Source organism: Thiobacillus sp. (genome assembly GCF_018780105.1).
Classification (GTDB): Bacteria; Pseudomonadota; Gammaproteobacteria; order Burkholderiales; family Thiobacillaceae; genus Thiobacillus.
In genome coordinates, this window is sequence record NZ_JADMKC010000030.1 from 1 (window position 1) to 16,044 (window position 16,044).

30 protein-coding genes are annotated in these 16,044 nt (G+C 55.8%); 29 read left to right on the top strand and 1 reads right to left on the bottom strand.

Annotated elements, in window-relative coordinates; genetic code table 11:
* Nucleotides 1-69 precede the first annotated feature (69 nt).
* The 29 genes from rpsJ to IV098_RS13215 all read left to right on the top strand — a co-directional run bounded on the left by rpsJ (nt 70) and on the right by IV098_RS13215 (nt 14,694).
* Nucleotides 70-378: a 30S ribosomal protein S10 gene (gene rpsJ, locus IV098_RS13075; RefSeq protein WP_018079500.1), complete on the top strand. Its 309-nt coding sequence runs from the start codon at nt 70-72 to the stop codon at nt 376-378.
* 124 nt (nt 379-502) lie between these two features.
* Nucleotides 503-1,147 carry a 50S ribosomal protein L3 gene (gene rplC / locus IV098_RS13080; protein WP_296889775.1) on the top strand — a complete coding sequence of 215 codons (645 nt, stop codon included), beginning with the start codon at nt 503-505 and terminating at the stop codon, nt 1,145-1,147.
* Nucleotides 1,147-1,764: a 50S ribosomal protein L4 gene (gene rplD / locus IV098_RS13085; RefSeq protein ID WP_296889778.1), complete on the top strand. Its 618-nt coding sequence runs from the start codon at nt 1,147-1,149 to the stop codon at nt 1,762-1,764. Before rplC ends, rplD begins: the two co-directional genes overlap by 1 nt.
* Nucleotides 1,764-2,069, top strand: coding sequence for a 50S ribosomal protein L23 (rplW, locus tag IV098_RS13090; protein WP_296889782.1), 306 nt, complete (start codon nt 1,764-1,766; stop codon nt 2,067-2,069). The genes rplD and rplW overlap by 1 nt, the downstream gene beginning before the upstream one ends.
* 11 nt (nt 2,070-2,080) lie before the next feature.
* On the top strand, nt 2,081-2,908 hold the full coding sequence (rplB, locus tag IV098_RS13095) for a 50S ribosomal protein L2 (protein WP_296889785.1): 828 nt from the start codon (nt 2,081-2,083) through the stop codon (nt 2,906-2,908).
* A gap of 16 nt (nt 2,909-2,924) precedes the next feature.
* Nucleotides 2,925-3,200, top strand: coding sequence for a 30S ribosomal protein S19 (rpsS, locus tag IV098_RS13100; RefSeq protein WP_296889788.1), 276 nt, complete (start codon nt 2,925-2,927; stop codon nt 3,198-3,200).
* 10 nt (nt 3,201-3,210) lie between these two features.
* Nucleotides 3,211-3,540: a 50S ribosomal protein L22 gene (gene rplV, locus IV098_RS13105; RefSeq protein WP_296889885.1), complete on the top strand. Its 330-nt coding sequence runs from the start codon at nt 3,211-3,213 to the stop codon at nt 3,538-3,540.
* A 9-nt stretch (nt 3,541-3,549) separates the two neighbouring features.
* On the top strand, nt 3,550-4,254 hold the full coding sequence (rpsC, locus tag IV098_RS13110) for a 30S ribosomal protein S3 (RefSeq protein WP_296889792.1): 705 nt from the start codon (nt 3,550-3,552) through the stop codon (nt 4,252-4,254).
* The gene (gene rplP / locus IV098_RS13115) at nt 4,238-4,654 is read left to right on the top strand and encodes a 50S ribosomal protein L16 (RefSeq protein WP_296889794.1); all 417 of its coding nucleotides are present in this window, start codon (nt 4,238-4,240) and stop codon (nt 4,652-4,654) included. The genes rpsC and rplP overlap by 17 nt, the downstream gene beginning before the upstream one ends.
* A gap of 3 nt (nt 4,655-4,657) precedes the next feature.
* On the top strand, nt 4,658-4,852 hold the full coding sequence (rpmC, locus tag IV098_RS13120) for a 50S ribosomal protein L29 (protein WP_296889796.1): 195 nt from the start codon (nt 4,658-4,660) through the stop codon (nt 4,850-4,852).
* Nucleotides 4,849-5,112 (top strand): 30S ribosomal protein S17, encoded by a 264-nt coding sequence (gene rpsQ, locus IV098_RS13125; protein WP_296889798.1) that lies wholly within the window; start codon nt 4,849-4,851, stop codon nt 5,110-5,112. The genes rpmC and rpsQ overlap by 4 nt, the downstream gene beginning before the upstream one ends.
* A gap of 167 nt (nt 5,113-5,279) precedes the next feature.
* Nucleotides 5,280-5,648 (top strand): 50S ribosomal protein L14, encoded by a 369-nt coding sequence (gene rplN / locus IV098_RS13130; protein ID WP_296889800.1) that lies wholly within the window; start codon nt 5,280-5,282, stop codon nt 5,646-5,648.
* Between the two features lie 8 nt (nt 5,649-5,656).
* Nucleotides 5,657-5,980 (top strand): 50S ribosomal protein L24, encoded by a 324-nt coding sequence (gene rplX, locus IV098_RS13135; RefSeq protein ID WP_296889802.1) that lies wholly within the window; start codon nt 5,657-5,659, stop codon nt 5,978-5,980.
* A gap of 2 nt (nt 5,981-5,982) precedes the next feature.
* Nucleotides 5,983-6,522: a 50S ribosomal protein L5 gene (gene rplE, locus IV098_RS13140; protein WP_296889805.1), complete on the top strand. Its 540-nt coding sequence runs from the start codon at nt 5,983-5,985 to the stop codon at nt 6,520-6,522.
* 7 nt (nt 6,523-6,529) lie between these two features.
* The gene (rpsN, locus tag IV098_RS13145; protein WP_296889807.1) at nt 6,530-6,835 is read left to right on the top strand and encodes a 30S ribosomal protein S14; all 306 of its coding nucleotides are present in this window, start codon (nt 6,530-6,532) and stop codon (nt 6,833-6,835) included.
* A gap of 13 nt (nt 6,836-6,848) precedes the next feature.
* Nucleotides 6,849-7,244 carry a 30S ribosomal protein S8 gene (gene rpsH / locus IV098_RS13150; protein WP_296889809.1) on the top strand — a complete coding sequence of 132 codons (396 nt, stop codon included), beginning with the start codon at nt 6,849-6,851 and terminating at the stop codon, nt 7,242-7,244.
* Between the two features lie 12 nt (nt 7,245-7,256).
* Nucleotides 7,257-7,787, top strand: a complete 531-nt coding sequence (gene rplF, locus IV098_RS13155; protein ID WP_296889811.1) for a 50S ribosomal protein L6 — start codon at nt 7,257-7,259, stop codon at nt 7,785-7,787.
* A gap of 16 nt (nt 7,788-7,803) precedes the next feature.
* Nucleotides 7,804-8,157, top strand: coding sequence for a 50S ribosomal protein L18 (rplR, locus tag IV098_RS13160; RefSeq protein ID WP_296889812.1), 354 nt, complete (start codon nt 7,804-7,806; stop codon nt 8,155-8,157).
* A gap of 15 nt (nt 8,158-8,172) precedes the next feature.
* Nucleotides 8,173-8,688 carry a 30S ribosomal protein S5 gene (gene rpsE / locus IV098_RS13165; RefSeq protein ID WP_296889813.1) on the top strand — a complete coding sequence of 172 codons (516 nt, stop codon included), beginning with the start codon at nt 8,173-8,175 and terminating at the stop codon, nt 8,686-8,688.
* 3 nt (nt 8,689-8,691) lie between these two features.
* Complete coding sequence (gene rpmD, locus IV098_RS13170; protein WP_296889814.1) at nt 8,692-8,877, top strand: 50S ribosomal protein L30; 186 nt, start codon at nt 8,692-8,694, stop codon at nt 8,875-8,877.
* Nucleotides 8,878-9,312 (top strand): 50S ribosomal protein L15, encoded by a 435-nt coding sequence (gene rplO, locus IV098_RS13175; protein ID WP_296889816.1) that lies wholly within the window; start codon nt 8,878-8,880, stop codon nt 9,310-9,312.
* 40 nt (nt 9,313-9,352) lie between these two features.
* Nucleotides 9,353-10,645, top strand: a complete 1,293-nt coding sequence (gene secY, locus IV098_RS13180) for a preprotein translocase subunit SecY (protein WP_296889887.1) — start codon at nt 9,353-9,355, stop codon at nt 10,643-10,645.
* A 94-nt stretch (nt 10,646-10,739) separates the two neighbouring features.
* On the top strand, nt 10,740-10,853 hold the full coding sequence (gene rpmJ, locus IV098_RS13185) for a 50S ribosomal protein L36 (protein WP_026240735.1): 114 nt from the start codon (nt 10,740-10,742) through the stop codon (nt 10,851-10,853).
* Between the two features lie 84 nt (nt 10,854-10,937).
* Complete coding sequence (rpsM, locus tag IV098_RS13190) at nt 10,938-11,294, top strand: 30S ribosomal protein S13 (protein WP_296889817.1); 357 nt, start codon at nt 10,938-10,940, stop codon at nt 11,292-11,294.
* Nucleotides 11,295-11,303: 9 nt separating this feature from the next.
* Nucleotides 11,304-11,696, top strand: coding sequence for a 30S ribosomal protein S11 (gene rpsK / locus IV098_RS13195; protein WP_296889818.1), 393 nt, complete (start codon nt 11,304-11,306; stop codon nt 11,694-11,696).
* A gap of 14 nt (nt 11,697-11,710) precedes the next feature.
* A complete protein-coding gene (rpsD, locus tag IV098_RS13200; protein ID WP_296889819.1) occupies nt 11,711-12,340 on the top strand; it encodes a 30S ribosomal protein S4 in 630 nt (209 codons plus the stop codon).
* Nucleotides 12,341-12,383: 43 nt separating this feature from the next.
* Entirely contained in the window at nt 12,384-13,364 is a 981-nt protein-coding gene (gene rpoA / locus IV098_RS13205) for a DNA-directed RNA polymerase subunit alpha (protein WP_296889822.1), read from the top strand.
* An 83-nt stretch (nt 13,365-13,447) separates the two neighbouring features.
* Nucleotides 13,448-13,837: a 50S ribosomal protein L17 gene (gene rplQ, locus IV098_RS13210; protein WP_296889824.1), complete on the top strand. Its 390-nt coding sequence runs from the start codon at nt 13,448-13,450 to the stop codon at nt 13,835-13,837.
* 128 nt (nt 13,838-13,965) lie between these two features.
* Nucleotides 13,966-14,694: an SAM-dependent chlorinase/fluorinase gene (locus IV098_RS13215; RefSeq protein WP_296889826.1), complete on the top strand. Its 729-nt coding sequence runs from the start codon at nt 13,966-13,968 to the stop codon at nt 14,692-14,694.
* Nucleotides 14,695-14,710: 16 nt separating this feature from the next.
* Here IV098_RS13215 and IV098_RS13220 read toward each other — a convergent pair whose 3' ends face one another.
* Nucleotides 14,711-15,997 carry a glycerate kinase gene (locus IV098_RS13220; RefSeq protein WP_296889828.1) on the bottom strand — a complete coding sequence of 429 codons (1,287 nt, stop codon included), beginning with the start codon at nt 15,995-15,997 and terminating at the stop codon, nt 14,711-14,713.
* Nucleotides 15,998-16,044: the final 47 nt, after the last annotated feature.

Genomic DNA, 16,044 nt, shown 5'->3' on the forward strand with positions numbered 1-16,044 from the left:
CGATTCGCGAAGGCGGCCGTACCGTCGGTGCGGGCGTCGTGGCGAAAATCGAAGAATAAGGCGAATTACATGCAAAACCAGAAGATCCGTATCCGCCTGAAGGCGTTTGATTACAAACTTATCGACCAGTCTGCACTGGAAATCGTCGAGACTGCCAAGCGCACCGGCGCCGTGGTCAAGGGCCCAGTTCCGCTGCCCACATCGATTGAGCGTTTTGACGTGCTGCGTTCGCCTCACGTCAACAAGACGTCGCGCGACCAGTTCGAGATTCGTACTCACCGCCGCTTGATGGATATCATGGATCCAACCGACAAAACGGTCGATGCACTGATGAAGCTGGATCTTCCTGCTGGCGTGGACGTCGAAATCAAGTTGTAAAAATCGGGCGGCATCGGTATACTGCCGCCCCTTCGCTGTATCAATAGTCGCCGGTCAATTGTAATCGGCACCTACAACCCTTGCGGTCGGCCCAGGTTGGTCGCTTGAGATAGGAAATACAAAAATGAGTATAGGGCTCGTTGGCCGCAAGGTCGGCATGACCCGCATTTTTACCGAGAACGGTGCATCCGTTCCGGTAACCGTGCTGGAAATGTCAAACAATCGTGTGACACAAGTGCGCACGTCTGAAACTGATGGTTACTCCGCGGTCCAGGTTGCTTATGGCGTGCGCCGCAATAGCCGTGTCAACAAATCTGAAGCGGGTCACTTCGCTAAAGCGGGTGTCGATGCTGGCGCCTTGATGCGCGAGTTCCGTGTGTCTGCTGATGTGGCGGCTCAATACCCGCTTGGCGCGACGGTTCCGGTTGAGGTGTTTGCTGCAGGGCAAAAGGTTGATGTGACGGGGGTGACGCAGGGCAAGGGCTTTGCGGGCACCATCAAGCGCCACAACTTCAAATCTCAGCGTGCGACCCACGGTAACTCCCGTTCGCACAATGTGCCGGGTTCTATCGGTATGGCGCAGGACCCGGGCCGCGTGTTTCCGGGCAAGCGGATGTCGGGTCATATGGGCGCGGTGACGTGCACCAAACAGAATCTCGAGGTTGTCCGTGTTGATGCGGAACGTGGGCTGGTGCTCCTGAAAGGGGCGGTCCCGGGTTCCAAGGGTGGTCATGTCGTGGTGCGCCCGGCAGTGAAGGGGGGTATCTGATGGAATTGACCGTTATTAACGAGCAGGGTCAGCAGGTGTCCAGTCTGGTTGCTGCCGATGAGACCTTTGGCCGCGACTACAACGAAGCGCTGATTCATCAGGTGGTGACCGCTTTCCAGGCGAATGCGCGCAGCGGCAATCGTGCTCAGCAAACGCGTGCCGAAGTGACGGCAACCACGCATAAGCCATGGCGCCAAAAGGGCACCGGCCGTGCGCGTGCAGGCCGCTCCTCAAGCCCGATCTGGCGTGGCGGTGGTCTGGCTTTCCCGAACAAGCCCAATGAAAACTTTACGCATAAGGTCAACCGCAAGATGTACCGTGCGGGCCTTGCCGCCATTCTGTCGCAGCTGGTGCGCGAGGGTAAGCTCAAGGTGGTCGAGAGTCTGGGTGTGGATTCGCCCAAGACCAAGTTGCTGGCGGGCAAGCTGAAGTCCATGGGCTACAGCAAGGTCATGATTATTGCGGATAGCGTGGATGAGAACCTGTGGTTGTCCTCGCGCAATCTGCCGAATGTATATGTGGTTGAGCCGCACCAGGCTGATCCCTGGAGCTTGGTCAAGTTCGGTAACGTGCTGATCACCAAGGCCGCAATCAAGCAGTTTGAGGAGATGGTGTGATGGGTGCGTTTACTCAGGAGCGTTTGCTCAAAGTTATTCTTGCGCCGGTGATCTCTGAAAAGAGCACGCGACTCGCGGACAAGTTGAATCAGGTGGTGTTTCGGGTGTTGCCTGATGCGACCAAGCAGGAAATTGGTGCGGCCGTGGCCGACTTGTTCAAGGTCGAGGTCGTGGGCGTGCAGGTTCTCAACGTCAAGGGCAAGGTCAAGCGCTCGGGGCGGGTTACGGGTCGCCGTGATAACTGGAAGAAGGCTTATGTCACCCTCAAACAGGGTCAGGACATTGACTTCGCGTCCGGTCAGTAAGGGAGAAAATCATGGCATTGATTAAAGTCAAACCCACCTCAGCCGGCCGCCGTGCGGTTGTCAAGGTTGTTACTCCGGGCCTGCACAAGGGCAAGCCGGTTGCTGCGTTGCTCGAGCCGCAAAAGCGAGGTTCTGGTCGCAACAACAACGGGCATATTACGGTTCGCCACAAAGGCGGCGGCCACAAGCAGCATTACCGTGTCGTTGATTTCCGTCGCAACAAGGATGGTATTCCTGCAACGGTTGAGCGTATCGAGTATGACCCCAACCGTTCGGCTCACCTGGCGTTGTTGTGTTATGCCGATGGCGAGCGTCGCTACATCATTGCGCCGCGTGGCATTCAGGCCGGCGCTCAGTTGGTGAGCGGCGTCGAGGCACCGATCAAGCCGGGTAATTGCCTGCCCTTGCGCAGTATTCCGGTGGGCAGCACGGTGCACTGCATTGAGATGATGCCGGGCAAGGGCGCGCAAATTGCACGTTCGGCCGGTACCTCGGTTCAGTTGCTGGCGCGTGAAGGTGCTTACGCCCAGTTGCGTTTGCGTTCGGGTGAAATCCGCAAGGTGCATGTCGACTGCCGTGCAACGCTTGGTGAGGTGGGTAACGAAGAGCACAGTCTGCGTTCGATCGGCAAAGCGGGCGCGATGCGCTGGCGTGGTGTGCGTCCGACCGTGCGCGGTGTGGTCATGAACCCATGCGATCACCCGCATGGTGGTGGTGAAGGCCGCACTGCGGCGGGCCGTCATCCGGTCAGCCCGTGGGGTACCCCGACCAAGGGTTATCGTACCCGTAGCAACAAGCGCACCTCCAACATGATCGTCCGCCGCCGTCAAGCGCGCTGATAGAGGTAGATAAGTAATGGCACGTTCAATTAAAAAAGGCCCGTTTGTCGATGGGCACTTGCTGAAAAAGATCGAAACTTCGCGCAACTCGAACGACAAGCGTCCGATCAAGACCTGGTCGCGCCGCTCGACCGTATTGCCTGATTTCATTGGCTTGACGATTGCGGTGCACAACGGCCGCCAGCATATTCCGGTGTTTGTGACCGAAAACATGGTCGGACACAAACTGGGTGAGTTTTCCATAACGCGGACCTTCAAGGGCCACGTTGCGGATAAGAAGGCTAAGAAATAAGGAGCGCATGATGGAAGTTTCTGCGATTTTGCGTGGTACGCGCTTGGGTGCACAAAAGGGCCGTCTGGTTGCTGATCAGATCCGGGGTCTTCGTGTCGAGCAGGCGTTGAATATTCTGGCCTTCAGCCCTAAAAAGGGTGCTGAGATTATCAAGAAGGTGCTCGAGTCGGCGATTGCAAATGCCGAACATAACGAGGGTGCTGATATTGATTCACTGAAAGTCAAAACGATTTACATCGACCAGGGTTCGGTGTTGAAGCGTTTTACTGCCCGCGCCAAAGGGCGAGGCAACCGTATTAGCAAACCGACCTGTCACATCACTGTGACGGTTGGGGATTAAGGAAGCGCCATGGGACAAAAAATACATCCAATTGGATTCCGCCTTGGCGTTCAGCGCATCTGGACCGCAAAGTGGTATGGCTCCAACAAGACCTTTGCCAGTTCATTGCTTGAAGACATCAAGGTCCGTGATTATCTGAAGAAGAAACTGGCGCATGCGTCCGTTTCAAAAGTGATCATCGAGCGTCCGGCTAAAAATGCGCGCATTACCATTTTCAGCGGCCGTCCGGGCATTGTGATCGGCAAGAAGGGCGAAGACATCGAAGTGCTGCGCGGTGAGCTTGCACGCCTGATGTCGGTGCCGGTGCATGTGAATATCGAAGAAGTCCGCAAACCCGAAACCGACGCGCAGATCATTGCTGACGGTATCGCGCAGCAGCTTGAGAAGCGCGTCATGTTCCGCCGTGCGATGAAACGCGCCATGCAGAACGCCATGCGTCTGGGTGCCCAGGGCATCAAGATCATGAGCTCAGGCCGTTTGAACGGTGCGGAAATTGCCCGTACCGAGTGGTATCGTGAAGGACGTGTGCCGTTGCATACCCTGCGCGCAGAAATCGACTACGGTTTCGCCGAAGCGCAAACGACGTACGGCATCATCGGTATCAAGGTATGGGTCTATAAGGGTGACGCGCTGAATCGTAGCGAACAGCCAGTGGTCGCTGAGCAAGAGAAGCGCAGCAAGAAACCAGGAGTGAAACATGCTGCAGCCAGCTAGAAGGAAATACCGCAAGGAACAAAAGGGCCGTAATACCGGCTTGGCAACGCGCGGCGCTGATGTGAGTTTTGGGGACTTTGGCCTCAAGGCTGTGGGCCGCGGTCGTTTGACAGCACGTCAAATCGAAGCGGCGCGCCGTGCGATGACCCGCCATATCAAGCGCGGTGGCCGCATCTGGATTCGTATTTTTCCGGACAAGCCCATTTCGCGTAAGCCTGCCGAAGTTCGTATGGGTAACGGTAAAGGTGCGCCTGAGTACTATGTTGCCGAGATTCAGCCGGGCAAGGTTTTGTATGAGATGGATGGCGTCAACGAAGAACTGGCACGCGAGGCATTTCGCCTGGCTGCTGCCAAGCTGCCGATTGCCACCACTTTCGTTACCCGCATGATCGGGAGCTAAACAATGAATACACAAGAAATGCGCGGCAAAAATGCCGTTGAACTGAAACAGGAACTCGAGTCCCTGTTGCGTGCGCACTTTGCGCTGCGTATGCAAGTGGCCACCCAGCAGTCCACCAAGACTGCCGATCTCGGCAAGTTGCGCCGTGACATTGCACGGGTTAAAACGATTATGCGCGAGAAGGCGGGTCAAGCATGACTGATAGCAAGAAGATGGTTCGCACCCTGACTGGGCGCGTGGTGAGTGACAAAATGAACAAGACGGTTACCGTCTTGGTTGAGCGCCGCGTAAAGCATCCTGTCATTGGCAAGATTATTCGCTTGTCCAAAAAATACCATGCACATGATGAAAACAATGAGTTTCATGAAGGTGACACGGTGCAGATCGAAGAGTCACGCAAGCTGTCACGTACCAAGGCATGGACAGTCAGCAAGCTTGTTGAGCGCGCCCGCGTTTAATACTTGCGCTAAGTTTGGTTTCTCAGTATAGTTCTGCGTTTTCCGGTTGGCGTGCCGGTTGAGGTTAACTGGTTCGTCGGCTCAATAGTTTTCGCGTAAGCGGAATATCTCCCGAACGGGTTCCAAAACTGGCCGCCGCTATGGTGGATAAAGTTGGAGGCAATTAAATGATTCAGATGCAGTCCGTTTTGGACGTTGCGGACAATACTGGTGCGCGCTCAGTTATGTGCATCAAGGTGTTGGGTGGTAGTCACCGTCGCTATGCGACTGTGGGTGATATCATCAAGGTCAGCATCAAGGATGCTGCGCCGCGTAGTCGCGTAAAAAAGGGTGACGTGTATAGCGCTGTTGTCGTGCGTACGGCTAAGGGCGTGCGCCGTCCTGATGGTTCGCTTGTGCGCTTTGATGGCAATGCGGCAGTGTTGTTGAACAACAAGCTTGAGCCGATTGGCACCCGCATTTTTGGCCCCGTTACCCGTGAATTGCGTACCGAGAAGTTCATGAAGATCGTCTCGCTTGCGCCCGAGGTTCTGTAAGGAAAATCATGGCACGTATTCATAAAAACGATCAGGTGGTAGTCCTAACCGGCAAAGACAAAGGCAAGCGCGGGACTGTGCTTCGTGTTCTGGATACAGGGCATCTTCTGGTCGGTGGCGTTAATCGCGTCAAGAAACACCAGAAGCCGAATCCCATGCGCAATGTTCAGGGCGGGATTGTTGAAAAAGAGATGCCGATCCAGGCTTCGAATATCGCGCTGTTCAATGCAGCGACACAGAAGGCGGATCGCGTGGGTTACAAGGTGCTGGAGGACGGTCGTAAAGTACGCGTGTACAAGTCCAATGGCGAGATGGTTGACGCACAGGGGTAATCATGGCGCGTTTTCAAGATTTATATCGTGACACGGTGGTGCCCAAGCTGATTGAACAGTTTGGTTACAAGTCGGTTATGGAAGTTCCTCGCATCAAGAAGATCACCCTGAATATGGGTGTGGGCGAGGCTGTTGCCGACAAGAAGGTGATGGATCACGCGGTCTCCGACATGCAGAAAATTGCGGGTCAGAAGCCGGTTGTTACCAAATCGAAAAAGTCGATTGCCGGCTTCAAGATTCGTGATAACTACCCGGTGGGTTGCATGGTCACCCTGCGTCGCGGTCAGATGTTTGAGTTTCTTGATCGTCTGGTTACTGTGGCTATGCCGCGTATTCGTGACTTTCGGGGCGTTTCGGGGAAATCCTTTGATGGCCGTGGCAATTACAACATGGGCGTCAAGGAACAGATCATTTTCCCGGAAATCGAGTACGACAAAATTGATGCTCTGCGTGGGATGAATATCACCATCACCACCTCGGCAAAAACTGATGATGAAGCGCGAGCGCTGCTTGCTGCCTTCAGCTTCCCGTTCAAGAATTGAGGTAGGCATGGCTAAGATGTCCTTGATTAACCGCGAAGAAAAGCGTGCGCGCATGGTTAAAAAATACGCTGCCAAGCGTGCTGAGCTCAAAGCGCTGATTTCGAATACCAAAACCAGCGATGAAGATCGCATGGCTGCATATAAAGCGTTGCAGGAACTGCCGCGTGATTCCAGTCCGGTGCGTCAACGCAACCGTTGTCAGTTGACTGGTCGTCCGCGTGGTGTGTTCAGCAAATTCGGCCTAGCGCGTAGCAAGGTACGTGAATATGCGATGCGTGGAGAAATCCCGGGCATCGTCAAGGCTAGCTGGTAAGGGGTAAGACGATATGAGTATGAGTGATCCGATCGCGGATATGCTGACCCGCATCCGTAACGCGCAAGCCGTTGAAAAAGCTGTCGTTTCCATGCCTTCATCAAAGGTCAAAATTGCCATTGCGAAAGTGCTGGCTGATGAGGGTTATATCGATGGTTTTGCCATTCGCGGCGAAGCTGGCAAGCCAGAGCTTGAATTGCAGCTCAAATATTATGCTGGTCGTCCTGTGATTGAGCGGATTGAGCGCGTCAGCAAACCGGGTCTGCGCATTTACAAGGGGGTGGAAGATCTCCCGCGTGTAATGAACGGCTTGGGTGTGGCCATCGTTTCGACTTCCAGCGGCGTGATGACAGACCGTCATGCGCGTGCCAAGGGTGTTGGCGGTGAAGTTTTGTGCGTCGTGGCCTAAGGGGGAGCGGATATGTCACGTGTTGCTAATAACCCCATTTCCCTGCCTGCAGGTGTTGAAGTCGCCCTGGGCGCCAAGATTTCCGTCAAGGGCCCTTTGGGTTCATTGACTCAGGCCATGTCGGATGATGTGAACGTTGCGCTTAATGCGGGCGTGCTGACATTTGCGCCGGCTGCGGAATCGATCCAGTCGAATGCGATGGCGGGAACGCTGCGCGCACTGGTCAACAACATGGTCACCGGTGTTTCCAAGGGGTTCGAGAAAAAGCTGCTGCTGGTTGGCGTGGGTTACCGCGCGCAGGCTCAGGGTGATGCGCTGAATTTGACCCTTGGCTTTTCGCATCCGGTTGTTCACAAGATGCCCGCCGGCATCAAAGTCGAGACCCCTACGCAGACGGAGATTCTGATCAAGGGTGTTGATCGGCAGGTTGTCGGGCAGGTGGCGGCTGATGTTCGCTCATATCGTCCGCCGGAGCCTTATAAAGGCAAGGGCGTTCGCTATAGCGATGAAGTCGTGATCAAGAAAGAAACCAAGAAGAAGTAAGGTTTAAGGATAAACAATGAACACCAAGCAATCACGGATTCGCCGGTCGCGTAAAACTCGCGCCAAAATCGCGGCCGTTAAGGCGATTAGGCTTTCGATCAATCGTACCAACAGCCATATTTATGCCCAGATCATTTCTGCGGACGGCGGTACGGTGATGACCAGCGTATCGAGCAACGATAAGGATATGCGCGGTCAATTGCCGAACGGCGGAAATATTTCTGCTGCTGCGGCAGTCGGCAAGCGTTTGGCTGAAAAGGCCAAGGGTTTGGGTATTGAAAAAGTGGCTTTCGACCGGTCTGGTTTTCAGTTTCATGGGCGCGTAAAGGCCCTGGCTGAAGCGGCCCGCGAAGGCGGTTTGGTATTTTAACGAGGCAGACCCAAGATGGCCCGTACAGCACCTACAAGTAACGAAGAGCGCGGCGACGGCTTGCGCGAAAAGATGATTTCCGTCAACCGTGTCACCAAGGTGGTGAAGGGTGGACGGATCATGGGTTTCGCAGCATTGACCGTGGTCGGCGATGGCGATGGCGGCATTGGCATGGGCAAGGGTAAATCCCGCGAAGTGCCTGTTGCAGTGCAGAAGGCGATGGAAGAAGCCCGCCGCAAACTCGTCAAGATCAATTTGAAGAGCGGCACGTTCCACCACACCGTGGTGGGCCATCATGGCGCATCTCGTGTCTTGATCCAGCCCGCTTCTGAAGGTACCGGCATTATCGCGGGTGGCGCAATGCGCGCTGTGTTCGAGGTGATGGGTGTGCAGAACGTGCTGGCAAAATGCCTGGGTTCCACCAATCCCTACAACGTTGTGCGTGCGACCATTGACGGTCTGATGAAGATGTCCACACCCTACGAAATTGCTGCGAAACGCGGCAAATCAGTTGAAGACATTACGGGGTAAGTCATGGCTGAACAGAAGATGATCAAGGTAACGCAAGTCAAAAGCCTGATTGGCACCAAACAGGCACATCGTGCTTGTGTGCGTGGCTTGGGCTTGCGTCGGATGCACCAGACTGTTGAAGTGCTGGATACGCCGGAAAACCGTGGAATGATTACCAAGGTTGCTTACTTGGTGAAGTGCGAGGCTTAAATGGAACTGAATAACATTAAACCGGCCGATGGCGCGAAGAAAAACAAGCGTCGTGTGGGTCGTGGTATTGGGTCCGGCCTTGGCAAAACTGCAGGTCGCGGTCACAAAGGTCAATCCTCGCGTTCGGGCGGTTTCCACAAGGTGGGTTTTGAAGGCGGTCAGATGCCGATGCATCGCCGTCTGCCAAAGCGTGGCTTTGTTTCGTTGACCAAGGCGAATACGGCTCATGTGCGCATTTCAGAACTCGATGCCCTGGGCGTTGACGAGATAGATCTACTGGTGCTGAAGCAGGCCGGCATGGTCAGTGTGTCCGTACGTGCGGCCAAGGTTTACCTTGCTGGCGAGATGACCAAGGCAATCAAACTTCGCGGCATTGCTGTCACGAAGGGCGCGCGCGCAGCAATCGAAGCGGCCGGCGGCAGCATCGCCGATTGATTCCGCGAGGACGCGCATTTTGGCTACGCCTAAATCCGGCATGAGCAAGTATGGGGATCTGAAGCGTCGCCTGCTGTTTCTGCTCGGCGCACTGATCGTATACCGCATCGGGACATTTATTCCGGTACCGGGTATTGATCCGCTTGTACTGGACCAGCTGTTCAAATCTCAGCAGGGCGGCATTCTCGGCATGTTCAACATGTTCTCGGGTGGTGCGCTGTCTCGTTTCAGCGTATTTGCACTGGGGATCATGCCGTACATCTCGGCGTCGATCATCGTGCAGTTGATGACGACCGTTTCGCCCCAGCTGGAAGCCTTGAAAAAGGAAGGCGAGGCCGGCCGCCGCAAGATTACGCAGTACACCCGTTATGGGACCCTGTTCCTTGCCCTGTTTCAGGCAATTGGAATTGCAATTGCATTAGAGTCTCAGGCTGGTTTGGTGCTGGATCCCGGTATGGCTTTCCGCTTGACCACGGTAGTGACCTTGACCGCGGGGACCTTGTTTCTGATGTGGCTAGGCGAGCAGATTACTGAACGTGGTCTTGGAAACGGTATCTCCATTATCATTTTTGCGGGTATTGCTGCAGGTTTGCCGCACGCCATTGGCGGAACGCTAGAGCTTACGCGGACAGGTGCGTTCTCCATTCCGCTGGTGTTGATGCTTTTTGTGGCGGTGTTGCTGGTTACTGCATTGGTTGTATTTGTCGAACGCGGTCAGCGCAAGATTCTGGTCAATTACGCTAAACGCCAGGTGGGCAAGATGGTCGTGGGCGGGCAGAGTTCACATCTGCCGCTTAAGTTGAATATGGCGGGCGTCATTCCCCCGATCTTCGCTTCGAGCATTATTTTGTTCCCCGCCACCCTGGCGGGCTGGTTTGGCAGCAAGGATGGTTTGGGTTGGCTTAAAGATATCGCCTCAACCCTGTCGCCCGGCCAACCGGTATATGTGTTGCTGTATGCGCTTGCGATCATCTTCTTTTGCTTTTTTTATACGGCCTTGGTGTTCAACTCCAAGGAAACGGCAGAAAATTTGAAGAAGAGCGGTGCGTTTGTGCCGGGGATTCGTCCTGGTGATCAGACTGCACGCTACATCGACAAGATTTTGACCCGGCTTACCTTGGTTGGTGCGATATACATCACGCTGGTGTGCTTGCTGCCCGAGTTTCTGATTTTGAAATGGAATGTGCCTTTCTATTTCGGCGGTACGTCCCTGCTGATTATCGTGGTGGTTACGATGGACTTTATGGCGCAAGTTCAGGCTTACGTCATGTCTCATCAATATGAAGGATTGCTTAAGAAGGCAAATTTCAAGAGTGGTCTGGTGGGTCGCTAAGCGGCAATGTAGGTTGAACCGGCTTCCTGAGGGTTTGCTTTTGCAGTAATTGTTTTTGTTCGGCGGTATATGCCGATAGTGAATGGAGAGAACCATGAGAGTTCAGGCTTCTGTTAAAAAAATGTGCCGTAAATGTAAGGTTGTACGTCGCAAGGGTGTTGTGCGCGTGATTTGCGACGATCCCCGTCACAAGCAACGTCAGGGCTGATCCTGGCTTGTCGATTTGATTTCGAGTCAACCAATGTTTGGTTGATGTGTTATAATATTTTGTTTTGCGCTCGGAGCTTTGCCAATGGCTCGTATTGCAGGGGTTAATATCCCGAATCATCAACACGCGGTTATCGCGTTGACCGCCATTTTCGGTATCGGTCGTACTACGTCTGGAAAGATTTGTGACGCTTCTGGCATTGCCCAGACGTCGAAAATCAAGGACTTGACTGAAGCGGAGATGGAGCGTCTGCGTGAAGGCGTGGCCAAGTTCGCGGTCGAAGGTGACCTTCGTCGTGAAATCACCATGAACATCAAGCGGCTGATGGACCTCGGTTGTTACCGTGGTTTCCGTCACCGTAAAGGCTTGCCGGCACGTGGTCAGCGTACCCGTACCAATGCCCGTACCCGTAAGGGTCCGCGCAAGGCCATCAGAAAATAAGGTTTAGACATGGCTACGAAAACAGCAGCTCGCGTTCGCAAGAAGGTTAAAAAGAATGTGGCAGAGGGTATTGCCCACATTCATGCTTCTTTCAATAACACGATTGTGACGATCACCGATCGTCAGGGTAACGCGCTTTCCTGGGCGACGGCGGGCGGCGCAGGCTTCAAGGGCTCGCGCAAGTCGACTCCGTTTGCTGCTCAGGTTGCGGCCGAAAATGCCGGAAAGATTGCGCAGGAATGTGGCGTGAAAAACCTGGAAGTTCGCATCAAGGGCCCGGGCCCTGGCCGCGAATCCACCGTTCGTGCATTGAATGCGCTGGGCTTCAAGATCTTGACGATCTCTGATGTGACCCCCATTCCGCACAACGGTTGCCGTCCTTCCAAAAAGCGTCGTATCTAATAGTAGGGAAAATCATGGCTCGTAATCTTGATCCCAAATGCCGTCAGTGTCGCCGTGAGGGCGAGAAGCTCTTCCTCAAGGGCGAGAAATGTTTCACTGACAAATGCGCAATCGAGCGCCGCGCCTATGCACCTGGTCAGCATGGTCAGAAAAGCGGTGCGCGCCTGTCCGGTTATGGCGTTCAACTGCGTGAAAAGCAGAAAATCCGTCGTATCTATGGCGTTCTTGAAGGTCAGTTCCGTTTGACATACAAGCGTGCAGACAGCCGCAAGGGTGTGACCGGCGAAAATCTGCTTTCGATGCTGGAGTCGCGTCTGGACTCGGTTTGTTATCGCATGGGTTTCGGCGCCTCGCGCACTGAAGCACGTCAGGTTTTGCGCCACAACGGCATTACCGTGAACGGTCGTCGCGTCAATATTCCTTCGTATCAGGTGCGTGCGGGTGATGTGGTTGAGGTGGCTGAAAAGGCCAAGTCTCATTTGCGGATCAAGGCTGCGGCAGAAGCTACGGCGGCACGTGGTTACCCTGAGTGGGTCGAAGTGGATGCCAAAGCGCTGAAGGGCACCTACAAGGCTGCTCCGCTTCGCTCGGAACTGCCGTCGACCATCAACGAATCTCTGGTCGTTGAACTGTACTCCAAATAAGCTGGGCCGGTCTTGATGGCCAGGTGTTAAGGAATCGTACTTTATGCAAAGCGCAACGGAATTTCTCAAACCACGTATTGTGGAAGTTGATCGTGCTTCACCGCTGCACGCTAAGGTCATCATGGAGCCTTTCGAGCGTGGCTATGGCCATACGCTCGGCAATGCGCTTCGTCGCATCCTCTTGTCATCCATGGTTGGCTATGCGCCAACCGAAGTGACCATCAGCGGTGTGGTGCATGAATATTCGACGATTGAAGGCGTTCAGGAAGACGTCGTCGACATTCTGCTGAATCTCAAAGGCATTGCTTTCAAGATGCACGGCAAGTCCGAAGTCATGCTGAAAGTCAGCAAATCTGGCGAGGGTGTTGTCACTGCAGGCGACATCGAAGTCGGTCACGACATTGAAGTGCTGAACCCTGCTCATGTGATCGCTCACCTGACCAAGGGCGGCAAGCTGGACATGGAAATCAAGATCGAAGCCGGCCGCGGTTATCAGCCCGCCAGCGTGCGAAAGGTTTCCGAAGATACGCGCTCTGTGGGTTCCATCCTGCTGGATGCATCTTTCAGCCCGGTCCGTCGTGTGGCTTACTCGGTTGAAAGTGCGCGCGTTGAGCAGCGTACCGACCTTGACCGCCTGGTGATCGATATCGAGACCAACGGTGTGGTCGAGCCGGAAGAGGCCGTGCGCACTGCTGCGCGCATTCTGGTGAAACAGTTGTCGGTCTTCGCTGATCTTGAAGGCACACCAGCCGAATCAGAGTTGCCGCGTTCGCCACAAGTCGATCCGCTGCTGCTGCGTCCGGTTGATGACCTTGAGCTGACTGTCCGTTCGGCCAATTGCCTGAAAGCCGAAAACATCTACTTCATCGGCGACCTGATTCAGCGTTCCGAATCCGAATTGCTGCGCACGCCGAATCTGGGCCGCAAGTCGCTGAATGAAATCAAGGATGTGCTTGCTTCACGCAGCCTGTCCTTGGGGATGCGCCTCGAAAACTGGCCGCCCGCAGGTCTCGAGCGCCCCTGATTTTTTAATTGTCACCTGATAATAAAGTGCGGGTCGCCTTGGCTGGCGGCTTTGCCCAAGAATATATCTAAAAGGAATTTGCCATGCGTCATCGTCAGTCTAACCGTAAGCTCAACCGTACAACCAGCCATCGTCTGGCCATGTTTCGCAACATGACGGTGTCCCTGCTGAAGCACGAAGTCATCAAGACGACGTTGCCTAAAGCCAAGGAGTTGCGCCGTTTCGTCGAGCCCCTGATTACTTTGGGTAAAGAGCCGAGCCTTGCCAACCATCGCCTGGCGTTCGACCGCATGCGTGACCGTGACATGGTGGTCAAGCTGTTTGCCGAATTGGGCCCGCGTTACAAAACCCGTCCGGGTGGCTATCTGCGCATCCTGAAGTTCGGTTTCCGCAATGGCGACAATGCGCCGATGGCATTGGTCGAACTGGTCGATCGCCCGGATAGCAGCGCCGTTGCTGTCGACGTCGAATAAGTTGCTGCACGCTTCATCCAAGTGAAAAAGCCGGGTTATCCCGGCTTTTTCATGTCCGCAATCTGGCCGCTGTACCGAGAGCGGCGGTTTGGGCATACTCCTTGTAATCGTCTTCAAGGGTGCGGACTGTGATCGTTCTGTTTACGGATTTTGGCGTGCACGACCCCTATGTCGGGCAGATCAAGGCACGATTGGCACAACTTGCGCCAGCGCACCAGGTCATCGATCTGCTGCATGAAGTGCCGGATTTCAATGCGCATGCCGGCGCCCATTTGCTGGCCGCGTTTGCGCAGGGCTTTCCGCCTGGAAGCGTCTTTATTGCAGTTGTCGACCCGGGCGTGGGTACGCCGCGTGATGCGGTCGTGCTGCTGGCGGGTGGGCACTGGTATGTCGGCCCGGATAATGGCCTGTTATCCGTCGTACATGCGCGCCAGACTGACGCCCGGCTGTGGCGCATCGACTGGCGCCCCGATGTGATCTCCGCCACCTTTCATGGGCGTGACCTGTTCGCATTGATTGCAGCCGAGATCGCGCGCGGCGAGTTTCCACATGACAAGTTGAGCCCGCTGGACAAACTTCAGGTCGAGTTCGATGCAGGCGACTTGCCCCGGGTGATCTACATCGATCATTACGGCAATGCCTGGACGGGTATACGCGGCGTGCTAAGCAATGCGCGTGTGCAGGCTGCCGGCGAGACTTTCGTTCATGGCGAAAGCTTCGGCTTTGTCGAAAAGGGTGCGGGTTTCTGGTTCATCAACAGCGTTGGGCTGCTTGAACTGGCAGTAAATCGGGGCAGTGCTGCTGCAAACTTCGGTTTGAAAGTGGGCGATCCGGTTCAGGTGCAGCGTCTGAATTGATTGCTTGCCCAGATGGCTATATGCCTATCAGCAGGGCGCGATAATCATTGACGTTGGTGCGGGTCGGGCCGGTCACGACCAGATCGCCCAGCGCCGCAAAAAAAGCATGGCTATCGTGTCTGGCCAACAGTATCTCCGGATCCACATCCATCTCGGCTGCACGCTTCAAGCTGTCCGGGGTGATCAATGCGCCTGCGTTGTCTTCGCTACCGTCGATGCCATCGGTATCGCAGGCAATGGCGGCGGCCGGCAGGTCACGCAAGGCCAGCGCCAGCGCCAGCAGATATTCGCTATTGCGGCCGCCGCGGCCATGTTGCGGCCGCAGGGCGACCGTGGTTTCTCCACCGGAAACAAGGGCTAGCGGGGTTCGCCGTGTCATCGCATGGACCAGCGCCGCATGCTGGCGGGCAACGGTCTGGGCATCGCCGCTGACTGCATCGGACAGCAGCACGGCCGGGATGCCCTGTTGCTCGAAATAGGCGGTCGCTGCCGCCAGACTGTCGCGCGCACGGGCGATGATGCGGTTTTCCACCCGCTCGAAACAGGCGTCGCCGGGCTTGGGCGTGTCCGGCTGAACATCGCTGGCGCAGCCTTCGAGATGGTGTCTGACCCCCGCGGGCAGCGCGATCTGGAAACGCTGCAGAAGCGCGAGCGCATTGCCGCAGGTCGTGGGATCGGGGGCGCAGGGGCCGGAGGCGATGTCGGTGGGGTCGTCGCCGACCACGTCGGAAATGATCAGGCTCAGACCGCGCGCGCCTTGGGCGGCTTGGGCCAGTCTGCCGCCCGACAGGCGGGTGAGATGCTTGCGCACGGTGTTGATGTCCTGGATGCCCGCGCCGGCATGGAGCAGCGCCTTGGTCACCTGGCGCAGTTCCTTCAATGTCACGCCTGCGACCGGCGCTGCAAGCAGGCTGGAGCCGCCGCCCGATATCAGGACCAGCAGCAAGTCGTCTGCCCCCAACTGCCCCGCCAGATCGAGCATGCGCAGGGCCGCTGCTTCGCCGCGGCCGTCCGGTAGCGGATGGCTGGCCTCGATCACTTCGATGCGGCTGACTTCAATGTGCCGGGTGGGCAGGCTGTGCTGGTAGCGGGTCACGACCAGGCCGGATAGCGGTGTCTCAGCCGGCCAGTGCGCTTCCACCGCAGCAGCCATGCTGGCGGCCGCTTTGCCGCCGCCAAGCACCAGCGTGCGCCCGCGTGGGGGGGCGGGAAGATGGGGCGGCAGGATATGGGCCGGGTTCGCAGCGGCAACGGCAGCATGGAACGAGCCCAGCAGCAGTTGGCGTATGCGTTCTGTTTGCATATAAACTCCCACGCTTGATTCGCAAGCCTTTTTGCGCGCTTGCAAGA